Origin of the sequence: Pseudomonas protegens CHA0 (assembly GCF_000397205.1) — a bacterium.
GTDB classification, from domain to species: Bacteria; Pseudomonadota; Gammaproteobacteria; order Pseudomonadales; family Pseudomonadaceae; genus Aquipseudomonas; species Aquipseudomonas protegens.
Map to the genome: position 1 here is coordinate 1,170,226 of NC_021237.1, position 19,785 is coordinate 1,190,010.

The window sequence follows — 19,785 nt, forward strand, 5'->3', positions numbered from 1 at the left end:
AGGTAACCTCATTGCCCGATCTGCGCGGTGCGTTGCTCGGCGCTCGGGAATACGTTGCGTTTGCAAATTTTCGCTTCGACCTTCTGCCCCGCAGTGCCCGCTTCCGGGCCCTGGATCTCGACCGCCAGCAGGTTCTGCGAGGCCCAGTCTTCGTCGGTGCGCAGTTCGAAGGCGAAGCGCCCGTCGGTGTCGGACGTTTCCGGTTTTTCGATCTTGATGTCCTCGTGGCGCCCGTTCATGTACCAGAGGGTGGCTTGCAGGGTTTTCACCGAGGTGTCGGCGAAGCGGATGTCGACCTGATGACCGCTGTTGCGCAGGTCCATGTTCTTGCTGTTGACCAGCAATTCGTTCTTGCCGGGCTTGAGGGTGGTGCTGCCGGTCATCTGCGCGTCCTTGCCCTCGCAGCCGTTGTCCAGCAGGGCCATCATCTGCCGGTAGATGGTTTCCTGGTCCAGGCGGTACAGCGGCGAGAATTCCCAGATGAGGATCTTCGGCGGGCTCTTCTGGAACTCGTCGCTGCCCAGGTACTGCAGCATCGAGCCTTCCAGGCCGCCGCCGGGGAAGGCGACGTTGAGGATGTCGGCACCGATGGCCTCTTCCAGGAAGCCGGCGAAGTTGTAGTTCTTGCCACTGTGGCTGGTGCCCACGAGGGTGATCTGCGGGTTGCCGGAGTCGCCGAACAGGTCGCCGTCGCCAGCCTCGCCCTTGGGCTCGGTGGTGAACTGGTCCATGTACTGGATGGCGTAGCTGGTGCCGCACAACTGGCCGGCCATGTTGTGCAGGGTGCCGGTCTTGCCCATGCGCCCGGACTTGTGGGTTTCGAATTCACGCCGTGGAATGTCGGCAAAGGCCGGCAACTGCTTGACCTTGTCGGCGACGATCTTCGCCGTGCGCTGGGCGCCATAAGGGGTCCAGTGCTGGTCGCCGCGGAAGTAGAAGTCGTGGGCCGGCAGGGTATCGGGCAGTTGTTCGTTGGTCAGCGGCGAGAGGTCCGGCACCACGTAGCCCATCTGCGCGAAGCGCCCGAGCATGGCCTTGTAGTTGCTCAGCGCCTTGTCATAGTCGAAACGGGCTTTCTCCGCCGGGTTGAGCTTGTTGCGGTTCACCAGGCCGCGGGTCGGCTGATAGACCACCACCAGTTCCACGCCCTTGCTCTTGAAGGCTTCGTGCAACTGCTTGAGGCGGCGGTAGCCTTCGGGAGTGGTGTTGAACTCGGTGCGCAAATCTTCCTGGGTACGGAACAACCAGTCGCCCTGGGCTTGCACCAGGGTGGTGAAGTTCTGCTGGTAGCGGGTCACGTAGTTCTTTGCGTCGTGGGCGGCCGGGCACAGGTTGCAGCACGGCTCGGCCTTGAAGTTCGGCGCGGCGCTTGTGGCGCTGGTTTCGTCGGCACGGGCGCCGGCGCTGGCGGCGAGAATCCCCGCGGTCAGGGCCGACAGGCCCAGGAGTTTGATCCAGTGTGGGTGCATGAAAGTCATCCTCAATCCCGCAATTCGGTCTGGCGTTCGACGGGGTCGATCAACACGGCTTTCTGCTGGCGCACCAGCAGGTCGAGAATTTCATCCTGGCGCTCGCCCAGGACCCCGGAGAAGCTGATGCCGCTGCTTTTGGTCGGCGCCAGCATGGAGACCCGGTACAGCTCCACGCTCAAGGGGGAGTCGATGGACATCGGCCCGCTGCCGTTGGCGGCCAGCTCGCCGCCGACCACGATCAGCGAGACCTGGGCGTCGAACGGGTCGAGCTTGATGTCGCGGTCGGTGTCGGAAAGGTCCTTGATGTGGCCGTAGACCCCGGTCAGGCCGTTGGCCATGGCGATGTTTTCGTACAGACGGATGTTCACGCTGTTGCGAATGCGGATGCCGTGGCGGCGGTTGCTGATCACCTTGTTGCCGTAGATCAGGTTGTCGGCACTCTCGTAGAGGGTGATGCCGTCGGTGTGGTTGCGGTAGATCTCGTTGTAGGCGATCAGGTTGTTGACGCTGTTACGGTCGATCACCAGCCCGGAGAGGTGGTTGTCGTAGCTGCGGTTGTTGAAGATGAAGCTGTCGTTCACTTCCCGGGAAATGATGATGCCGTGCTTCTTCTTGGTGCCGTGGACGGTGTTGTCGGCAATGATCAGGCCATGGGAGCGGTCGTGGGGGTCGATGCCGTAGACGATGTTGTCCTTGTAGGTGTTGCCCTTGAGCACGAAGTCCCGGGTCTCGTAGCAGTAGAAGCCGTACCACATGTCCGAGAACGTCGAGCCGACGATCCAGCCGGTGGGCTCGGGGCGCTTGAGCACCTTGGCCATGTTCGGCGTGTACTGGGAAATACTCACCCCGTAGGACTTGGAGTTGGCGTAGCCGAAGCTGGCCATCTGGCTGTTGACGATGTACGTCTCGGTGCCGCCCCAGGCCAGCAGGAACGGGCGGAATTCCTTGGGTGAGCGGAAGGTCGCCGGGCCGTTGTCCTTCTCGCGCCAGCCCGTGACCTTGGTGTCGCGCACAAACAGCTGGCCATCGTTGACCAGGAACGAGCCGCCTTCCTGGGACAGGCGCAGCTCCTGGGTCTGTTTGTCGATTTCCAGGATGCCGTGGCGGCCGACGACGATGGGCAGGCGGGCCAGGTAGACCCCGGGCGCGGTTTCGCTGATGTACTGCTTGGGCAGCTTGCCCACCAGTTCCTTGAGGTTGACGTAGCCGTCGTCGATGAAGATCGCCTGGGGTATGCCGTGCTGGCGCACCACCCATTCGGCCATCTTGTTGTCACCGCCGATAAAGTCCTTCAGGGCGTCTTCCTGCATCATCCGGCGCACGCTGATCTTGCCCGGCTTGCTGCGCACGATCTTCGCCGCGGCCGCCTCGGCGGTGTAGCCGGAGAGGTCGGGCAGGGTCGGCTTGGCCAGGGCCAGGGGCTCGGTGGGAGCACTGCTGACGGTGTAGGTCTTGGCCTGTTGCAGCTCCTTGGCGATGATCGGTGCCTTGGCCTTCTCGGCAGTGGCGAAGGCGCTGCTGCTGGCCAGCAGCAGGGCGCCGGCCAGGAGGCTCAGGGAGCCTCTGGACAACGGGCTCTGGAGAGTTTGAGTAGGCATGTCGGGCACTCCTTTAGCGGCTTGCATCAGAAGCGCCAGATCACGTCGATAAAGGCGCGGTGCATGTAGGAGTCGACCTCTTTGCCGTAGGCGTCGCCGGGCTTGAACACGCCACCGCGCAAACGCACCAGGGCCGAAGGTTCATCGATCGACTGGCTCAGGGCCGCGGGCAACAGGCCTTGCTTGAAGTACTTGGTGACCACCAGGTCCATCTCCTGGCCGAGGTCCTTCTTGCCGTCCATGAGCGGCAGGGAGGTGCTGCTGAGCAGGGCGCCGGTGGCGTCGTCGTAGTTGTTGTCCACTGCGTTGATGCCGTTGCTGCCCACCGGTTTGTTGCCGTCCACACGCCAGAACTTGTGGTAGACCAGGCTGGCGTCGTAGTCCTCGCGCAATTGCCAGGAACCGAACAGGGTGGCGCTCTGGGTATTGTTCATTTCGCCCCGGAAGGCTTCGCCGAAGCGGTGCACCCGGGAGCGAGTACCGGTGTAGTTGGAGCGGTTGCTTTGCAGGCCGTTCTGTTCGTACTCGGCGCTGGCCCGGGCATAGGCCGCGCCCACTTGCCAGTTCGGGTCAAGGCGCAGGCGCACGCCCAGGTCGGTGGCCCAGCCGTTGAGGTTGTCCCCGCGCTTGGCTTGGGTCGGGCGGCTGCCATCGGCGTTCAGCGGGTTGACCGTATCGCGGTCGCCGCGCATGCCGGTGAGGCTGGCCCAGTAGTTGACGGTATTGGTGTTGCGCCAGTTAAAGGCGTCGCTGTTGGCTTCCAGGCCGAGCCAGGTCAGGTCGCCGTTTTCCTTTTTGTCCAGCGGGTCGCTGGCCACGCCGGGCTGGGCATAGTCGAGCTTGCCGTCGTCGTGGGTATGGTGGGCGCGGATGCCCACCCACTGGCCGGGCGTCCACTGGTAGGCGGCGTCGGCGTACAGGTGCAGGCGGTCCTTGTCCTTGGGCGCCAGCTCCTTGAGGTCGGTGCGGTATTCACTGAAGCGCTCGGCGGCCCCCAGGTTGGCCCGCAGCAGGGTGGTGTCGAAGGTCCAGTTCAGCGCCTCGATGTTGGTGTCGCGCCATTGCCCGTCATCGTTGCGCAGGCGCTGGCGGCCGAACTTCAACTGCTCGCCGGGGTAGGCGGTGAAGCCGCTGTAGCCGACCCAGAACTCGCGCATGGCCAGGTAGTTCTTCTTGGTCTTGCGGTCATCGTTGCTGGACTGCTGGCTGGCGTCGTCGCCGGACTGTTGCAGGGTGTCGGTTTCGATCACGTCGCTTGCGGTCACTGCCTGGCCCATGGCGTAGGCGCTCCAGTTGCCGCTTTCGCCATAGACCCAGGGCCGCAGGTCGAGGCCGATGCCGTTGACGTCGCCACCGCCCTGGGTGCCCAGGTCGCGATCGTCCTCGGACTGGCCGGTGATCTTCACTTCCAGGCCGAAGTTCTTGGTGTCGGTGATGGCCGCCAGGGTCGGGTTGGACCAGATCATGGCAAAACCCAGGGCCATGCCCAGTTTCGACAGGCACAAGCGCTTGCCTGTGGTGGTGGCGGCGGGGTGTGCCCGGTCGCGCAGCGGCCGCGATTCGCGAGGGCAGGCGTGGCGAGCGCTTCGCGCTTGGTCGCAGCCTGCGGCAGCGGCTACAGGGGTGGTGTTGAATGGGATGGACTTCATAGGGATTCCTCGCCGTCTTCTTCCTGCAGCGCGTGCAGTTGCAGCGTGTTCTGGGTCAGGGCACCGCGCGCCGCCTGCTCCTGTTGCAGCAGGCGCTGGGCTTCGGCGCGCTGGCCGGGGGGCAGTTGTTGATCCAGCTGCTGGGCCAGTTCGTTGGCCTGTGGGGTGTCCTGGGCCTTGGCCAACTGGCTGAAGACGTAGGCGTTGACCGGGTTGGGCGCGGTGCCGCGGCCCTGGGAAAACAGCTGGGCAATGGCGAAGTCGGCGCTGTTCTGGCCGTTGCGGGCAGCCGTCAGCAGGTGGTCCAGGGCTTTTTGCGGGTACACCTGGCCCAGATAGCCACGGCGGTAGATCTGCCCCAGGTAGTAGTCGGCGGCGACTTCGCGGCCCACGGCTTTCTGGAAGTGCGCCTCGGCCACCTTGGCGTCCGCCGGCACCCACTTGCCTTCGTAGTAGAGCTTGCCCAGCAGCAGTTCGGCCCGGGGCTGGTCGGCGGCGCGGCCGTTCTCCAGGTATTCCATCATCTTGTCGACGTCACCCAGCTCGGGGAAGTCGTAGAGCAGTTGCGCCAGGCTGACCCAGGAGGCCGGGTAGCCGGGGGCGACCTGTTCCAGCAGGGCCTGGGCGGTCTTTTCATCCGGCTTGCCAAGACTGGCATCGCCCAGTACCCGGGCCACGCTGTCGACTCGCTGGGCACTGACGCTGCCACGGCTGTAGCCGGCCTGCAGTCGCTTGATCAGCTCGGCCTGCTGTTCTGGCTGGCCGCGTTTCTGGTAGACGGTGGCCAGCTCGACGTAGCAGATGTCGGTGCTGTCGAGGGCGGCCTTGCAGATGCTTTCCACCTGGTCCAGGTGCTGGTCGTAGGTGCCCTGGGTGCGGTACAGCAGGACCTGGGCCAGACCGGCTTCCGGATAGCCGGCGGCGCGCCATTGGCTGATCTGCTGCTGGGCGTCGACGTTGGGGAAGCTGTGGGGGTATTGCAGGTACAGCATCGCCAGGGGGATCAGGGTGTTGCCTTCGCCATTGGCAAAGGCTTTCTTCAGCAGGCCTTCGGCTTCGTGCTGCTCGGCCTCGCTGGAGCCGGGCTTGGCCACCAGCAGGCGCCCCAGGCGCGCCTGGGCACGGGGCGAGGTGTCGGCTGCGGCGCGGTAGGTGGCCTCGGCCTGCTTGATCTGCGCCGGGTCGCGGCTTTCCACCTGAATGTCGGCCAGGCCCACTTGCGCTTCGCTGTAGCCCAGGTCTGCCAGTTGGCGGTAGTTCTGCTGGGCCAGGGCGGTGTCGCCGCGCTTCAGGGCCTCGTTGGCCAGGCGCTGGTCCGGCAGGCCGGCGCAACCGGCCAGGCTCACGGCCAGCGCCAGGGCGCATAGGGCCAGATGGCGGCGGCCTTGAGCGCTTTCGCGAGCAAGCTCGCTCCTACGGGAGGCGGCGGTGTTCTGGTAGGAGCGAGCTTGCTCGCGATCGAGTGCGCAGCACTCGCCAATGAAAAGGCTAGTCACAGGCATGTCCTCCGCTCAGAGACCCGCAGCCATGGCTTTGTCGATCAGCCAGTTCATCGACGGGCCGCGGTCGCTGCTGACTTCCACCGGGCGGCCGGCGAAGGCGCTGCTCAGGGGCGCGTCGGGCTTGATCTGTACGCGGATGTCGGAGGACAGGTCGTTGCTGTTGAGGCTGGCGCTGCTGACGATGGTGCCGGTGCGCACTTCATCCTCGCCGGCGATCTGGAAGTTGACCTTGGTGCCCGGGCGCACGTCGCCGAACTGGCGGTAGGAGAACCGCGCCTCGACATTGGCCAGGCTATTGCGCGGCACCAGTTGGAAGATCACGTCGCCCTTGCTGGCGTACTGCCCGTCGGCCACCAGTTGCTGGGCCACGGTGCAGTCGCAGGGGGAGGTCAGGGTGCCGGTCATCTGCTTGCCGAACAGTTCCTCGACCTTGGCCGGTTGCAGCTGGTTTTCGTCCAGGTGGCCCTTGAGCACGTCCAGCATGCTGGTGCTGAAGCTGGCCAGGGGCGCGCCTTTGGCGACGCTGCCATCGGTCTGCACCAGGCTCTGCACGGTGCCGTCGCGCGGCATGGTGACGTTCATCCCCGGAACGTTGACCAGGCCGGCCTCGGCGTGGCTGACGAAGTACATGCCGTACACCGACTTGAGGATGAAACCGAAGGCGGCAAGGCCGACGATGAAGATCCCGGCGCTGAAGGTCACCGCCCGCAGGCGCCCCAGCGGAGTCATGCCGCTGCCGCTGTCCTTGTTCTTGCGCGCCTTGGTGAAGTTGTCCCGCTGCAGGGTGGCGAGCACGTCGCCCATGCTGACGATGTCGCCGGCCAGGTGCGAGGTGATCAGGTGGCGCAGGGTGGAGATGTCTTGGGGTTCGAGGTTTTGGAACTGGCAACCGACCCGGCCGCTCTGGCGATCGAAGGAGCGGACCTGCAGCTCGACGTCCATGGCCAGGCCGAGGTTGTCGATGACAAATTGCAGGCGGCCCTTGTGCACTTCGCCCACGGTCAGCATCTGCTGCCCGGCGTTGAAGCTCAGGCCGCCGGCGGAGAGGTCGTGGACCCGCACTTCAAGAGGCTTGGCCTCGGTTCCGAAGAAGCGCAGCTTGGCCGGGATCTTGACCCGGGCGTGCTGGCGTTGGGCTTCGGATTCATGCACTACATTGACGTTCACGGCGGTGTTCATAGAGTCGATTTCCTAGTTAATTCAGGCAAGGCGGTTCAGACCATCAGCAGCAGGACAGCGACGAACACGCTGCCGGCCGAGAAGGTCATGGTCCGAGACGACCAGGTGTTGAACCAACGTTGAAAACTGGCCAGGTCGCGGGTCAGCTTGGTGTCCTGGCGGGTCCAGGATTGCTGGTCGAGGCGGAAGAACACGTAGATCTTCACCAGCGCGCCGACGATCTGGTTGTAATAGAGAATCAAGGGGTAGGCCGGGCCGATGCGGTGCCCCGAGCAGGACAGCAGCAGGGTCAGGATCAGGCGGGTAATGCCGATCCACAGCAGGTAGGCCAGGATGAAGGCGGTGCCGTACTTGAAGCTGGCGATGATCGCCACGGTCAGGCCCAGCAGCGAGGTCCACATCGACACGCGCTGGTCGAACAGCACCACGCTGGTGAACAGCCCCAGGCGTTTCATGCCCAGGCCGAGGGCCCGGGAGTTCTGCCGCAGGTTGTTGCCGTACCAGCGGAACATCAGCTTGCGGCTGGCCTTGATGAAGCTCTTCTCCGGCGGGTGCTCCACGGTGTTGATTGCCGCGTCAGGCACGTAGAAGGTGTCGTAGCCCAGGCGCATCAGGCTGAACCAGCTGGACTTGTCGTCGCCGGTAAGGAACTTGAAGCGGCCCAGGCGCCAGTGCTGCAGGGAGTCGCTTTCCACGTCGGCGATGAAGTCCGGGTCGGTGACCACGGTGGCGCGGAACACCGACATGCGCCCGGTCATGGTCAGCACGCGCTTGGACAGGGCCATGGAGCACATGTTGATGTGGCGCTGGGCGAAGCGCAGCTTGTGCCATTCGCTCATGATGTAGCCGCCGCGCACTTCGCAGAATTCGTTGGTGGTCAGGCCGCCGACATTGCCGAACAGCTGGAACCAGGGCACGGTCTTGCGTACCACGCCTTCGCCGAGCACGGTGTCACCGTCGATCACCGCTACCACGGCGCGGCTGTCCGGCAGGTGGCGGGAGATGGCACGAAAGCCGAAGGCCAGGCCATCACGCTTGCCGGTGCCGGGGATGCGCACGAAGTCCAGCTTGACCCGCTCCGGCGGGTTCATCCGCGCCCACAGGCTTTTCACCAGCAGCTCGTCGGACATTTCCACGATCGAGCAGACCACGGTGGTGGGGAAGCCGCAGTCGATGGCTTCACGGATGACCGAGCCGTAGACCTGGGCGGTGGTCAGCGCGTCTATCCGGAAGCTGGTGACCATCAGGTACACATGGGACGGGTCCGCCGCGCTGCCGAGCTTGCGCACCTTGCGCCGCAGGTGCGGGTAGACCACGTAGAGAAACAGCATGCCGCGCACGAAGTGCGTGGCACCCATCGAGTAGCGCCAGATGCCCACGGCGCCAATCAGGAAAATGAAGTCCTTGGACTGTGAGTCGAAGGTCGAGGCGGGCAGCAACAAGGCCATGCCCATCAGCAAACTCGAGTAGAACAGCCAACCGGCGGCCTGAAGCAGGCCGTGCTTTAGCCTGTGCATAATCTGCGTCCATCAAGGTCTCGGGCGAGCCTGTGGGGTGGCCCGAGGGGGGTTAAGGCAGGCATGGAGATCTGGGAGGGCCAGATCGCTGGCCAGCCAGCTCCTACGGGGATGGGGTAGGAGCCGGCTGGCTGGCGAACCCTTACCAGCAGATCCCTTCGGTACGGCCTTTGCTGCAGGTAGCCTTGGACATGAAGCCCACCAGGTCGATGACCTGCTTGCCGTGGGGCACGTCTTCGGCCAGGGCGCGGAACTTCTCGTCGCGGTTGCCGAGAATGATCACGTCGGAGTTGCCGATTACCGCGTCGAAGTCCGAGTTGAGCAGGGACGAAACGTGGGGGATCTTCGACTCGATGTAGTCCTTGTTGGCGCCGTGAACCCGGGCGTACTCGACGTTGCTGTCGTAGATGCTCAGGTCGAAGCCCTTGCCGATGAGCATTTCCGCCAGTTCCACCAGCGGGCTCTCGCGCAGGTCGTCGGTGCCGGCCTTGAAGCTCAGGCCCAGCAGGGCGACCTTGCGCTTGTCATGGCTGGAAACGATGTCGAAGGCGTTCTGCACCTGGGATTCATTGCTGCGCATCAGCGAGTTGAGAAGGGGCGCCTCAATGTCCAGGGAGCCGGCGCGGTAGGTCAGGGCGCGCACGTCCTTGGGCAGGCACGAGCCGCCGAAGGCGAAGCCCGGGCGCATGTAGTACTGGGACAGGTTGAGGGTCTTGTCCTGGCAGACCACGTCCATCACTTCACGGCCGTCCACGCCCACCGCCTTGGCGATGTTGCCGATCTCGTTGGCAAAGGTGACCTTGGTGGCGTGCCAGACGTTGCAGGTGTACTTGATCATCTCGGCGACTTCGATGTCCTTGCGGATGATCGGTGCATCGAGCTCTTCGTACAGCGCTTGCAGCACATCACCGGAGGCCTGGTCGAACTGGCCGATCACGGTCATGGGCGGGAAGTCGTAGTCCTTGATCGCGGTGCTTTCACGCAGGAACTCGGGGTTCACCGCGACGCCGAAATCCACCCCGGCCTTCTTGCCCGAGCAGTCTTCGAGGATCGGGATCACCACGTTCTTCACGGTGCCCGGCAGCACGGTGCTGCGCACCACGATGGTGTGGCGGGTGGCCTTGTCGCGCAGGACGAAACCGATCTCGCGGCACACCGATTCGATGTAGTCCAGTTCCAGGTCGCCGTTCTTCTTGCTCGGGGTACCGACGCAGATCATCGACAGGTCGGTATCGCGAATGGCCTCGGCGAAGTTGGTGGTGCCACGCAGACGAGCGGTCTGGATTCCTTGCGCCAGAAGTTCGCCCAGGCCCGGTTCGACGATCGGCGACTTGCCGGCGTTGATCAGGTCGATCTTGTCTTTGGAGATATCTACGCCAACCACTTCATGGCCCCGTGCGGACAGGCAACCGGCACATACTGCACCGACGTAACCCAAACCAAATATGCTGATGCGCATCGCATTTACCTCTGTGTTATTCACGCCATTAGATGGCCGGAGTTAATGTTTGCCAGCTGTTGTTGCGCACTCGGAAGTCCAGCGAAGTACGCTGTAGTACCGTGTGCAGGCAGACTAAGTTCCGAGTGACTAAATAAATGCACTCAAGTTGTGCGCAACCGATCCATGTTGTTTTGACTTGCCCTTGAATGTTGCCGGCGGCTCCTGCTGCAGGTCCCTCGAGAAAAACCATCCGCGTTCCTGTGGATGGCTGGATGCCACGTAGTACGGGCTCTCCAGTTGTTTTCGGGGGCCTTGAAGGCCAGCTGTTCCTTGGCTCGTTAGGGGATAGTTGAGGTGCCTTATCTCCGTTTGTTTACCCTTTAGTTCAAGTTTGTGACTCGTTGGTCAAATCAATGTTGCAACTTGATTAGTTCCTCGTGAGTCCGTGTAAGTCATCTCCTACAACCTCGTTGAGAATCGTTACCGGTGGTATGAGCGGTGTCTGAAGGCATAGTTCCTGCCCGCTCATCCTGTTTTTCGAAATTTCTTGAAATATTGAGAAAGATGGCACTGCTCTCAAACTGATAGCACTAACGGTTTGAGCCTTTAGTTATGGGGAGTTGAAGCGAGGGGATATTTTTGTGCCACTACCGAATAAAAAAAGTGGTGCCACTACTGAAAAAAATCAGGGCTGTCGAGTGAAATAAAAGTTAGGCAAAACGCTGAAAGTTCTATGGCGCCAGAAAATTGGCTTATTAAAGGCGGGGAATGTGCGGATGATCACATTCTGGCGCGCTCGCCGGTTGGAAGGGAGCGCGGCAGGGGAACGCTTTATTCCGGTGCGTGGTCGCGCAGGAATACCAGGGTGTCGGCTTTGGACTGCTCCGCGCTGAAGCGGTAGCCCTGGACGTCGAATTGCTTGAGCTGAGCGGGGTCGTTGATGCGCTCCTGGATGACGAAGCGGCTCATCAGGCCACGGGCTTTCTTGGCATAGAAACTGATGATCTTGTACTGGCCGTTCTTCAGGTCCTTGAACTCGGTATTGATGATCCGCGCGTTCAGGGCCGTGCGCTTGACCGCCGAGAAGTACTCGTTGGAAGCCAGGTTCAGCAGCAGGTCGTCACCTTGCTCGGCCAGAGCCTCGTTGAGCCATTCGCTGATGCGGGTGCCCCAGAAGGCGTACAGGTCCTTGCCCCGGGCGTTGGCCAGCTTGGTGCCCATTTCCAGGCGATAGGGCTGCATCAGGTCCAGGGGGCGCAGCAGGCCGTACAGGCCGGAAAGCATGCGCAGGTGTTGCTGGGCGTAGTCGAAATCCGCCTCGCTGAGGGTTTCGGCGTTGAGCCCGGTATAGACGTCGCCCTTGAACGCCAGCAGCGCCTGCTTGGCGTTGTCTGGAGTGAAGGCCGGGGTCCAGCTACCGAAGCGCGCGGCGTTGAGCCCGCCGATCTTGTCGGATACGTGCATCAGCTCGCTGATCTGCGCCGGGGTCAGTTCCCGCAGTTGCTGGATCAGTTCCTGGGAGTGGTCGAGGTATTGCGGCTGGGTGAAGCGCTGGGTAACCGGCGGTGTTTCGTAATCGAGGGTCTTGGCGGGTGAAATCACCATCAGCATGGGGTCGTCTCCTTTTGGCGTCGGGGGATTCTAGGGGCTCGGGCGCCCGGACTCCACCTATGATGGCGATAGTCATGACCGCTGATCGCGGTTCGCCGGCAAGCCGGCTCCCGCACGAGCCTGTAGGAGCCGGCTTGCCGGCGAAGGGGCCCTGATTCCTGGCACAGATCGGCTATAGTGCGGCGCGGGTTTTGTTCTGGAGGCATCCCTTTTGCGTATCGCGTTTCTCTTCTCGGCCTGGCTTCTGAGTTTCAGCGTGCTGGCAGCGCCCAATGATGTGGCGACCCTGGACCGCAGCACCTGGCCGGAAAAGCTCGACAATCCGACCCTGTTCGACGTCGCCTCGCGGGCCGAGATCCTCTCCTTCGCTCGCGCCTTGCTGATCAGCGAAGCCTGGGACGAAGCCTCGATGAAGCAGCGCCTGGGCCTGCGGATGATCAATATGGAGGCGATCTTTGAGCTGCGCGAGCATCTGTGGCAGCGCCTGCTGGATAACTACAACTTCGCCCAGCAGAGCTGCGACCAGGACGCGTCCTTCTGTTACCTGGTGGAAAACATGCAGCAGTTGCGCAAGCAGGCCGGCAAGTTCCATCTGGCGCAGGACTCCTACTACGCGCGCTGGGGCGAGCCGAGCCGGACCTTCCACGAGCAGTACCTGGACGAATTGCTGCGCAAGGCCGCGCTGTCACCGCAGACCAGCAGCGAAGTGCTGCGCTTTGGCGACTACGAGCGCAATGGCGACGAGCTCAATGACCGGCTGTTTCTGCTGACCTTCGACAGCGCCGCCAACCTGGCGCCGGACAACACGCCCTGGCTCACCAACTACCTGCGCAAGGCCAACCTCAGCGGCACCTTCTTCGTTCTTGGCAACGATATCCAGAACCGTCTCGACAAGGCTTCGGTGGCCAGCCTGCAATCCCTGTATTCCCGGCAGTGCGTTGGGGTCCAGGGGTGGGAATTCCGTTCCCACAGCCATTGGCAGGACTGGCAGTACTCGATCCAGCGCAGCGCCGACCTGGTGAAAAGCAAGCTGCCGGAAAACTACGTGCCGCTGTTCCGCCCGCCCTATGGCCAGCGTCGCGCCGACGCCCAGGGCTTCTTCAATGCCCAGGGCATGCAGGTGGCGCTATGGGACATCGACGCCCAGGATGGCGCCGGCAAGCTCAAGGCCGAGGACAGCGGGCAAAGAGTGTTGACCTTGATGCTGCTGTGGCGACGCGGGGTGATCGCCTTCAATGCCAAGCAGGATGGGGTCAAGAGCAGCCTGCCCTGGTTGCTGGCCCAGACCGCGCAGAGCGGCATCGGTTGGGAAGACTGCCAGGATGCATTTCGCTGAAACGAAACAGCCTGCGCAAACAGGGAGAAATGGCGGCTGAAGAGGGGAAAAATAGCGGGATTTCGAGGCAGGCGGACTTCCGACTTTAACGGTGCCCGGGCCACTCGCCAAGGGCTATTCGTCACTCTGCAAAATAAACATCAAAAAAGCGTCAAAGTGCTTTTTCCTGTCACGGCTTTTGGAGTATTACGAACTCAGACCGCCGAAACCTGCGACACAGGTGGCGTCTCCCAAGACTCCTTGTGTGTGCAGGTCACCTGAACCCCCGCGGGTGAATTCGGTGGCCCTTCGAGGCGCGATACCCCATGGTATTGCGTCGACTGGCTCCCACATAAGGTGACCGAGTATGGATGACCACGGACGTAGCTCTTCTTCCAACCAGCCAATCCTTTATGTACTCGATACCAATGTATTGATTCACGATCCAAACGCCTTACTGAATTTCGAAGAACACCACGTCGCCATCCCCATGACCGTCCTCGAAGAGCTGGACAAGCTCAAGAGCGGGCATCACAGCGTGGCCGCCGAATGCCGCCAGGCCATCCGCCTGATCGACAAGACCCTGGGTGAAGCCTCACCCGAGGACGTCGAGCTGGGCGTACCGATCCAGCGTGGCAAGAGCGGGCCCAAGGGCTTGCTGTCGATCCTCATGAGCAAGCGCAACGAGCCCACCAGCCTGTTGCCGGACAACCTCAACGACAACATCATCATCAACCAGCTGATCGACCTGCACGCGCGCAACAAGGACCTGCCCGTGGTGCTGGTGACCAAAGACATCAACATGCGCCTCAAGGCGCGGGCCTGCGGGATCGCCGCCGAGGACTACAGCACCGACCAGCTGGTGGACGATGTTTCCCTGCTGCCCAATGGTTTCCACAACATGAGCGGCTCGTTCTGGGACCGCGTAAGCAAGGTGGAAACCCGCCAGGACCATGGCCGTACCTGGCACCAGGTGCAGTTGATCGACAACCTGCCGGCGGTGCACATCAATGAATTCATCATCGACGAACAGGGCTTTGTCGGCTGGATCAAGGAAATCCGCGCCGATGTGCTGCTGATCCTCGACCTGCATCAGGAGCCCCTGTTGCACCAGGAGGCCTGGGGCCTGAAACCGCGGGACATCTACCAGGGCCTGGCGCTGTACGCGCTGCTCGATCCGGATATCCACCTGGTCAACCTGTCCGGCGCCGCGGGCTCGGGCAAGACCATCCTGGCCCTGGCCGCCGCTATCGAGCAGACCATGGTCAGCAAGCGCTACCGGCGCATCATCGCCACCCGCAGCGTGCAGGGGCTGGACCAGGAGATCGGCTTCCTGCCCGGCACCGAGGCGGAGAAGATGGAACCCTGGCTGGGCGCCATCACCGACAACCTCGAAGCCCTGCACATGGATGACGAGAACACCCACGGCAGCGTCGACTACATCCTCAGCAAGGTGCCGTTGCAGTTCAAATCCCTGAACTACATCCGCGGCCGCAGCTTCCAGCAGAGCCTGATCCTGATCGACGAATGCCAGAACCTTACCCCGCACCAGATGAAGACCATCATCACCCGTGCCGGCGCCGGTTCCAAAGTGGTGTGCCTGGGCAACCTGGCACAGATCGATACCCCCTACCTGTCGGCCACCAGTTCTGGCCTGACCTACCTCACCGAACGTTTCAAGGACTTCCCCAACGGCGTGCACATCACCCTGCAAGGGGTACCGCGCTCGATCCTGGCGGAATACGCCGAAAGCCATTTGTAACCTCACCCTGGAACACAACGGGCGGCCCTTGGGCCGCCCGTTGCACTTCTGGCGCAGGCTCAGGCCAGTTGCTGCAGTTCCTCCAGCTCGCTGGAGCGACTGTGGGTGCGTGCCATCAGGCTGTAGATCGACGGCAGCACGAACAGGGTGAACAGGGTGCCCACCAGCATGCCGATGACGATCACCAGCCCCAGGCCGAAACGGCTGCTGGCGCCGGCGCCGGAAGAAAACAGCAGCGGCACCAGCCCCACCACCATGGCGGCGGTGGTCATGAGGATCGGCCGCAGGCGGATCCGTGCCGCGCGGATAATCGCCTGGGCCGCAGTGCAGCCCAGGGACGCGCGCAGTTCATTGGCGAACTCCACCATCAGGATGCCGTGCTTGCTGATGAGGCCGATCAGGGTCACCAGGCCGATCTGCGTGTAGATATTGATGGTCGCCAGCCCCAGCGCCAGGGGAATCAGCGCGCCACAGATCGACAGCGGCACGGTGATCAGGATGATCAGCGGGTCGCTCAGGCTTTCGTACTGCGCGGCCAGCACCATGTAGATCACGATGAGGGCGAACAGGAAAGTCAGCAGCAGGGCATTGCCTTCGTGGATGAACTGCCGCGAATCGGCCTGCCAGTCATGGCTGAAACTGGCGGGCAGGGCCTGGCTTTGCTGCTGCAGGAAGGCCACCGCCTGGCCCAGGCTGACCCCCGGGGCGGGGATGCCCTGGAAGGTCGCGGCATTCTGCTGGTTGAACTGCTTGAGCTTGTTGGGCTGGATGCTGTCATGCAGGCTGACCACGGTGGACAACGGCACCTGGGTGCCGCTGTCGGTCTCCACATAGAAGCCGTTGAGGGCCTGGGGCGTCAGGCGCTGGGCCGCGGCGCTCTGGGGAATCACGTCGTAGGAGCGGCCTTGCAGGGCGAAGCGGTTGGTGTAGTTCTCGCCGATCAGCACCGCCAGGGTGGTGCCGATGTCCTGCATGCGGATGCCCAGGCTGTTGGCCTTGCTGCGATCGATGCGCACCTCGGTCACCGGGTTGTTGAACTCCAGGTCGCTGTCCACCACCGCGAACAGGCCGCTGGCCCGGGCCTGCTGCTTGATCTCTTCCATGGCCTGGAACAGCGAGCGGTAGTCCTCGGTGCTGCGGATCACCAGTTGCACCGGCAGGCCGCCGGTGGAGGCCGGCAGCGGCGGCAACTGGAAGACGAAGATCGAGTTGCCCTCGACCGCATCGACCTCCTGCTGCAACTGCTGCTGGATGCTGGCCGCGCTGCGCTGGCGTTGCGACCACTCGCTGAAGTTGACCCCGGCGAAACTGGCGGCCACGCCGTCGCTGCCATTGATGATCCAGGTGCTGACGGTTTCCGGCAGGCCCTGGAGGATCGCGTCCAGCTGGTAGGCATAGCGCTCGACATAGTCCAGGTTGGCGTGCTGCGGCGACTTGATCGCCAGCAGCAGGTTGCCCTGGTCTTCGTTGGGCGCCAGCTCCTTGCTGGCGTGGCCGTAGAGCCACGGCAGGCTGAGCAGCACCAGGGCGGCAAACGCCAGGACCGCGCCGCGCCAGCGCAGGGAACGCACCAGGCCGTGCTGGTAGAGACGTGCCAGCCAGTGGAAGAACTGCTCGGCCCAGCGGCTCATGCGGCCTTCCTGCTGCCCCGCCGGCAGCAGCGTGGCGCACATCACCGGGGTCAGGGTCAGGGCCACTACCCCGGAGATCAGCACCGCGCCGGCCAGGGTCAGGGCGAACTCCTTGAACAGCGCGCCGGTCAGCCCGCTCATCAGGCCGATGGGCATGTACACCGCAGCCAGGGTGATGGTCATGGCGATCACCGGCGAGGCGATTTCGCGGGCCCCGACAAAGGCCGCCTGCAACGGCGTGCGACCCTCCTTGAGGTGGCGGTGGATGTTCTCCATGACCACGATGGCATCGTCCACCACCAGGCCGATGGCCAGGACCATGGCCAGCAGAGTCAGGAGGTTGATGCTGAAGCCGAACAGGTGCATCAGCGCCAGTGCGCCGACCATCGACAGGGGAATGCTGACCACCGGGATCAGCACGCTGCGGGCCGAGCCCAGGCACAGGTAGATGATCGCCACCACGATCAGGATGGCTTCGATCAGGGTTTCGATGACCTCGATGATCGAGGCCTGGATGAAGTGGGCGGTCTCGAACGCCAGGGCCACCTCCACTCCCGGCGGCAGGGTCTTCTGGATCTCCGGCAGCAGGCGCTTGATGTCGGCGACGATCAGCAGCGGGTTGCCCTTGGGCGTGGCATACAGGCCCAGGTGCACCGCCGGCTTGCCGTCCATCAGTGCACTGGTTTCATAGGACGCCGAGCCCAGCTCGACCCGGGCGATGTCCCGCAGGCGCAGGAGGTGGTCGCCACGGTTGCTGATGACCATGTCGCGAAACTCGTCGAGGTTGCTCAGGTCGGTGTTGACCTGGATCGACGAGATCACGTACTGGCCCTTGATCTGCCCGGGGGCGGCCTGGAAGTTGTTGGCGCGGATCGCCTGTTCCACCTGGGCCGCGCTGACGCCGTGGCCGGCCATGCGCTGCGGGTCCAGCCACAGGCGCATGGCCAGGCGCTGGCCGCCGAAGGTCTCGACCTTGGCCACGCCCTCGATGCTGGAAAACAGCGGCTGTACCACTCGGCTGAGGTAGTCGCTCAGCGCCGAGGCGGACAGCGAGCGGCTGGCGAAACCGACATAGGCCACGGCGGTGGCGTCCCCGGCGGAACGCTCGATCACCGGGTCGTAGGCCTGCTCGGGCAGGCGGTACTTGACCTGGTTGACCTTGGCGATCACCTCGCTCAGGGTCTTCGACGAATCCTGGTTGAGGGCCATGCGCAGGGTGATCAGGCTGCGCCCCTGGACCGAGGACGAGCTGACGTAGTCCACCCCCTCCACGGAGGCCAGGGACTGGTTGATCGGCTGGGTGACAAAGCCCTGCATCAGCTCAGCCGGCGCCCCGGGGTAGTCGGTGGTGACGCTGATCACCGAGCTTTCCAGCAACGGGTACTGGCGCACCGGCAGGTTGCTGTAGGCCTTGAGCCCCGCCAGCAGGATCAGCAGGCTGACCACCAGCGCCAGCACCGGGCGGCGGACAAACAGATCGGTGAACTTCACGGCTCTTCTCCCGCGGCCAGGGTTGTCGCACTGCCGCCGGCATCGCTGAGCACGCTGTGCTGCTGCGGTTCGATCGGGGCGCCGTCACTGAGCTTGATCTGCCCGGACGTCACCACTTGCGCGCCCGGCGCCAGGCCGCTGTCGATCACCACCCGGCCGGCATGCCGCGCGCCGGTTTTCACCGATACCCGCTGCACCGTCGGCGCGCCCTGGGCATCCTTGGCCGGCTGGACCACGAACAACTCTTCGCCGTAGGCGTTATAGGTCACCGCGGTTTCCGGCACGCTCAAGGTGCCGCTGGGCAGCGGCTGGGCCAGCCGCACACGGGCGAACATATGGGGCAGGGCGCTGGCTGGCGGGTCTTGCAGGCGCGCCTGGATGCTCAGGGTGCGGGTGCGATCGAGAAACGGATCGACAGCGCTCACTTTGGCGCTGAGCACCTGCCCGGGCAGGGCATCGAGAAGCACTTCCAGGGTCGCCCCCGGCGTGACCTGGGCCAGCGCCTGCTCGGGCACGCTGAAGTTGACGTACAGGCCCTTGTCGCCAATCAGGTTGATCAGCACGTCCCCGGGGTTCACGTATTGCCCCAGGTGCACCTTGCGAATGCCCAGGGTGCCGGCAAAGGGCGCGCGGATGGTGCGCTGCTCGATTTCCGCGGTCAGCGCCTGCAAGGCGCCCTTGGCGGTGGACAGCTCGGTCTGGGCATTGTCGAAGGCTTCCCTGGAGGTGGCGTTGACCGACACCAGGCGCCGCGAGCGTTCGAGGCGGATCCGGGCGTTTTCCATTTCCCCTTGTAGGCGCACCAGGTTGCCGCGCTGGGGCGCGTCGTTGAGCTGGACCAGGACCTGGCCGCGTTCGACCCGCTGCCCTGACTGGATCGGCAGGTTGACGATGCGCCCGCCGATTTCCGCCGGCACGCTGACTTGCTGGATCGCCTCCAGTTCGCCGATGGCTTCCAGGTAGTTCGGGAAGGGCAGGGTACTGGCCGTGGCCACGGCGACCTTGACCGGTGCCTGTGCATAGGCCTGTGGGCCGGGCCGGGCCCCGTGCCACAGCCACCCGGCCAGCAGGCCGACGGTCAGCAGCGCCGCGATCAGCGCCAGCCATGCGCGCAGGGAGGGGGGCTTGGTTACACCGACGGACACCATGACATTCACTCCTTGACGTCAGTTGCAGTTTCAGTAGATCGGCCAGCAACCGGGGGTGAGCAGCTCGACGAGGTTTTCATCCGGGTCGCGGAAATAGATGCTGGAGCCGCCCTTGGGCCATTCGGTACGACCTTCCAGGGGAATGCCGGAGTGGGCCAGGCGTTCCTTCCAGCCGGGCAGGTCCTGCTTGTCGATGGCAAAGCACACATGGATCCGCCCGCTGGCATCGTGGGGCGGGATCTCGCCGCCGCTGAGGTATTTGGTGTGCAGCGAGGCGCCCCGCTTGAAGAGCAACAGGGTATTCTGGCCGCCGATGTTCAGCGCCACGAGGACATCGCTCTCGACCATGACTTCCAGCTGGAAGGTTTTTGCGTAGAATTCTTTCGCGATGTCGAGATCGTTCACATAAAGGGCTGTTTCAATAATTCGTTTGAGTTGCAGCATGTGTTGCTCCTTTTGGGACCTTGCT

The 19,785-nt window shown here is 63.5% G+C and carries 13 protein-coding genes; 2 read left to right on the forward strand and 11 right to left on the reverse strand.

The window, feature by feature from the left end; all coding sequences use genetic code 11:
• Window positions 1-8: 8 nt before the first annotated feature.
• From PFLCHA0_RS05180 to yaaA, 8 genes are all read right to left on the reverse strand, one after another.
• Window positions 9-1,469, reverse strand: a complete 1,461-nt coding sequence (locus PFLCHA0_RS05180; RefSeq protein ID WP_011059371.1) for an alginate O-acetyltransferase — start codon at window positions 1,467-1,469, stop codon at window positions 9-11.
• Window positions 1,470-1,480: 11 nt separating this feature from the next.
• Window positions 1,481-3,070 carry a mannuronan 5-epimerase AlgG gene (gene algG / locus PFLCHA0_RS05185; RefSeq protein WP_015634236.1) on the reverse strand — a complete coding sequence of 530 codons (1,590 nt, stop codon included), beginning with the start codon at window positions 3,068-3,070 and terminating at the stop codon, window positions 1,481-1,483.
• Between the two features lie 26 nt (window positions 3,071-3,096).
• On the reverse strand, window positions 3,097-4,554 hold the full coding sequence (locus PFLCHA0_RS05190) for an alginate export family protein (protein ID WP_041120551.1): 1,458 nt from the start codon (window positions 4,552-4,554) through the stop codon (window positions 3,097-3,099).
• A 161-nt stretch (window positions 4,555-4,715) separates the two neighbouring features.
• Entirely contained in the window at window positions 4,716-6,221 is a 1,506-nt protein-coding gene (gene algK / locus PFLCHA0_RS05195; RefSeq protein WP_015634238.1) for an alginate biosynthesis TPR repeat lipoprotein AlgK, read from the reverse strand.
• Window positions 6,222-6,230: 9 nt separating this feature from the next.
• Window positions 6,231-7,400, reverse strand: a complete 1,170-nt coding sequence (locus tag PFLCHA0_RS05200; protein ID WP_011059375.1) for an alginate biosynthesis protein Alg44 — start codon at window positions 7,398-7,400, stop codon at window positions 6,231-6,233.
• A 35-nt stretch (window positions 7,401-7,435) separates the two neighbouring features.
• Complete coding sequence (gene alg8 / locus PFLCHA0_RS05205; RefSeq protein ID WP_011059376.1) at window positions 7,436-8,917, reverse strand: mannuronan synthase; 1,482 nt, start codon at window positions 8,915-8,917, stop codon at window positions 7,436-7,438.
• 142 nt (window positions 8,918-9,059) lie between these two features.
• Window positions 9,060-10,376, reverse strand: a complete 1,317-nt coding sequence (locus PFLCHA0_RS05210; protein WP_011059377.1) for a nucleotide sugar dehydrogenase — start codon at window positions 10,374-10,376, stop codon at window positions 9,060-9,062.
• Window positions 10,377-11,189: 813 nt separating this feature from the next.
• A complete protein-coding gene (yaaA, locus tag PFLCHA0_RS05215; protein ID WP_015634239.1) occupies window positions 11,190-11,969 on the reverse strand; it encodes a peroxide stress protein YaaA in 780 nt (259 codons plus the stop codon).
• A 211-nt stretch (window positions 11,970-12,180) separates the two neighbouring features.
• On the opposite strand from yaaA, the gene PFLCHA0_RS05220 reads away from it, so the two are divergent.
• On the forward strand, window positions 12,181-13,305 hold the full coding sequence (locus PFLCHA0_RS05220; protein WP_015634240.1) for a polysaccharide deacetylase family protein: 1,125 nt from the start codon (window positions 12,181-12,183) through the stop codon (window positions 13,303-13,305).
• A gap of 346 nt (window positions 13,306-13,651) precedes the next feature.
• Entirely contained in the window at window positions 13,652-15,046 is a 1,395-nt protein-coding gene (locus tag PFLCHA0_RS05225; RefSeq protein WP_011059380.1) for a PhoH family protein, read from the forward strand.
• Window positions 15,047-15,105: 59 nt separating this feature from the next.
• On the opposite strand, the gene PFLCHA0_RS05230 is transcribed toward PFLCHA0_RS05225, so the two are convergent.
• From PFLCHA0_RS05230 to PFLCHA0_RS05240, 3 genes are read right to left on the reverse strand one after another with little or no spacing between them, the layout of a single operon-like run.
• Window positions 15,106-18,168, reverse strand: a complete 3,063-nt coding sequence (locus tag PFLCHA0_RS05230; RefSeq protein ID WP_015634241.1) for a MexW/MexI family multidrug efflux RND transporter permease subunit — start codon at window positions 18,166-18,168, stop codon at window positions 15,106-15,108.
• Window positions 18,165-19,316: an efflux RND transporter periplasmic adaptor subunit gene (locus PFLCHA0_RS05235; protein ID WP_015634242.1), complete on the reverse strand. Its 1,152-nt coding sequence runs from the start codon at window positions 19,314-19,316 to the stop codon at window positions 18,165-18,167. Before PFLCHA0_RS05235 ends, PFLCHA0_RS05230 begins: the two co-directional genes overlap by 4 nt.
• Before the next feature lie 30 nt (window positions 19,317-19,346).
• On the reverse strand, window positions 19,347-19,760 hold the full coding sequence (locus PFLCHA0_RS05240) for a VOC family protein (protein ID WP_015634243.1): 414 nt from the start codon (window positions 19,758-19,760) through the stop codon (window positions 19,347-19,349).
• Window positions 19,761-19,785: the final 25 nt, after the last annotated feature.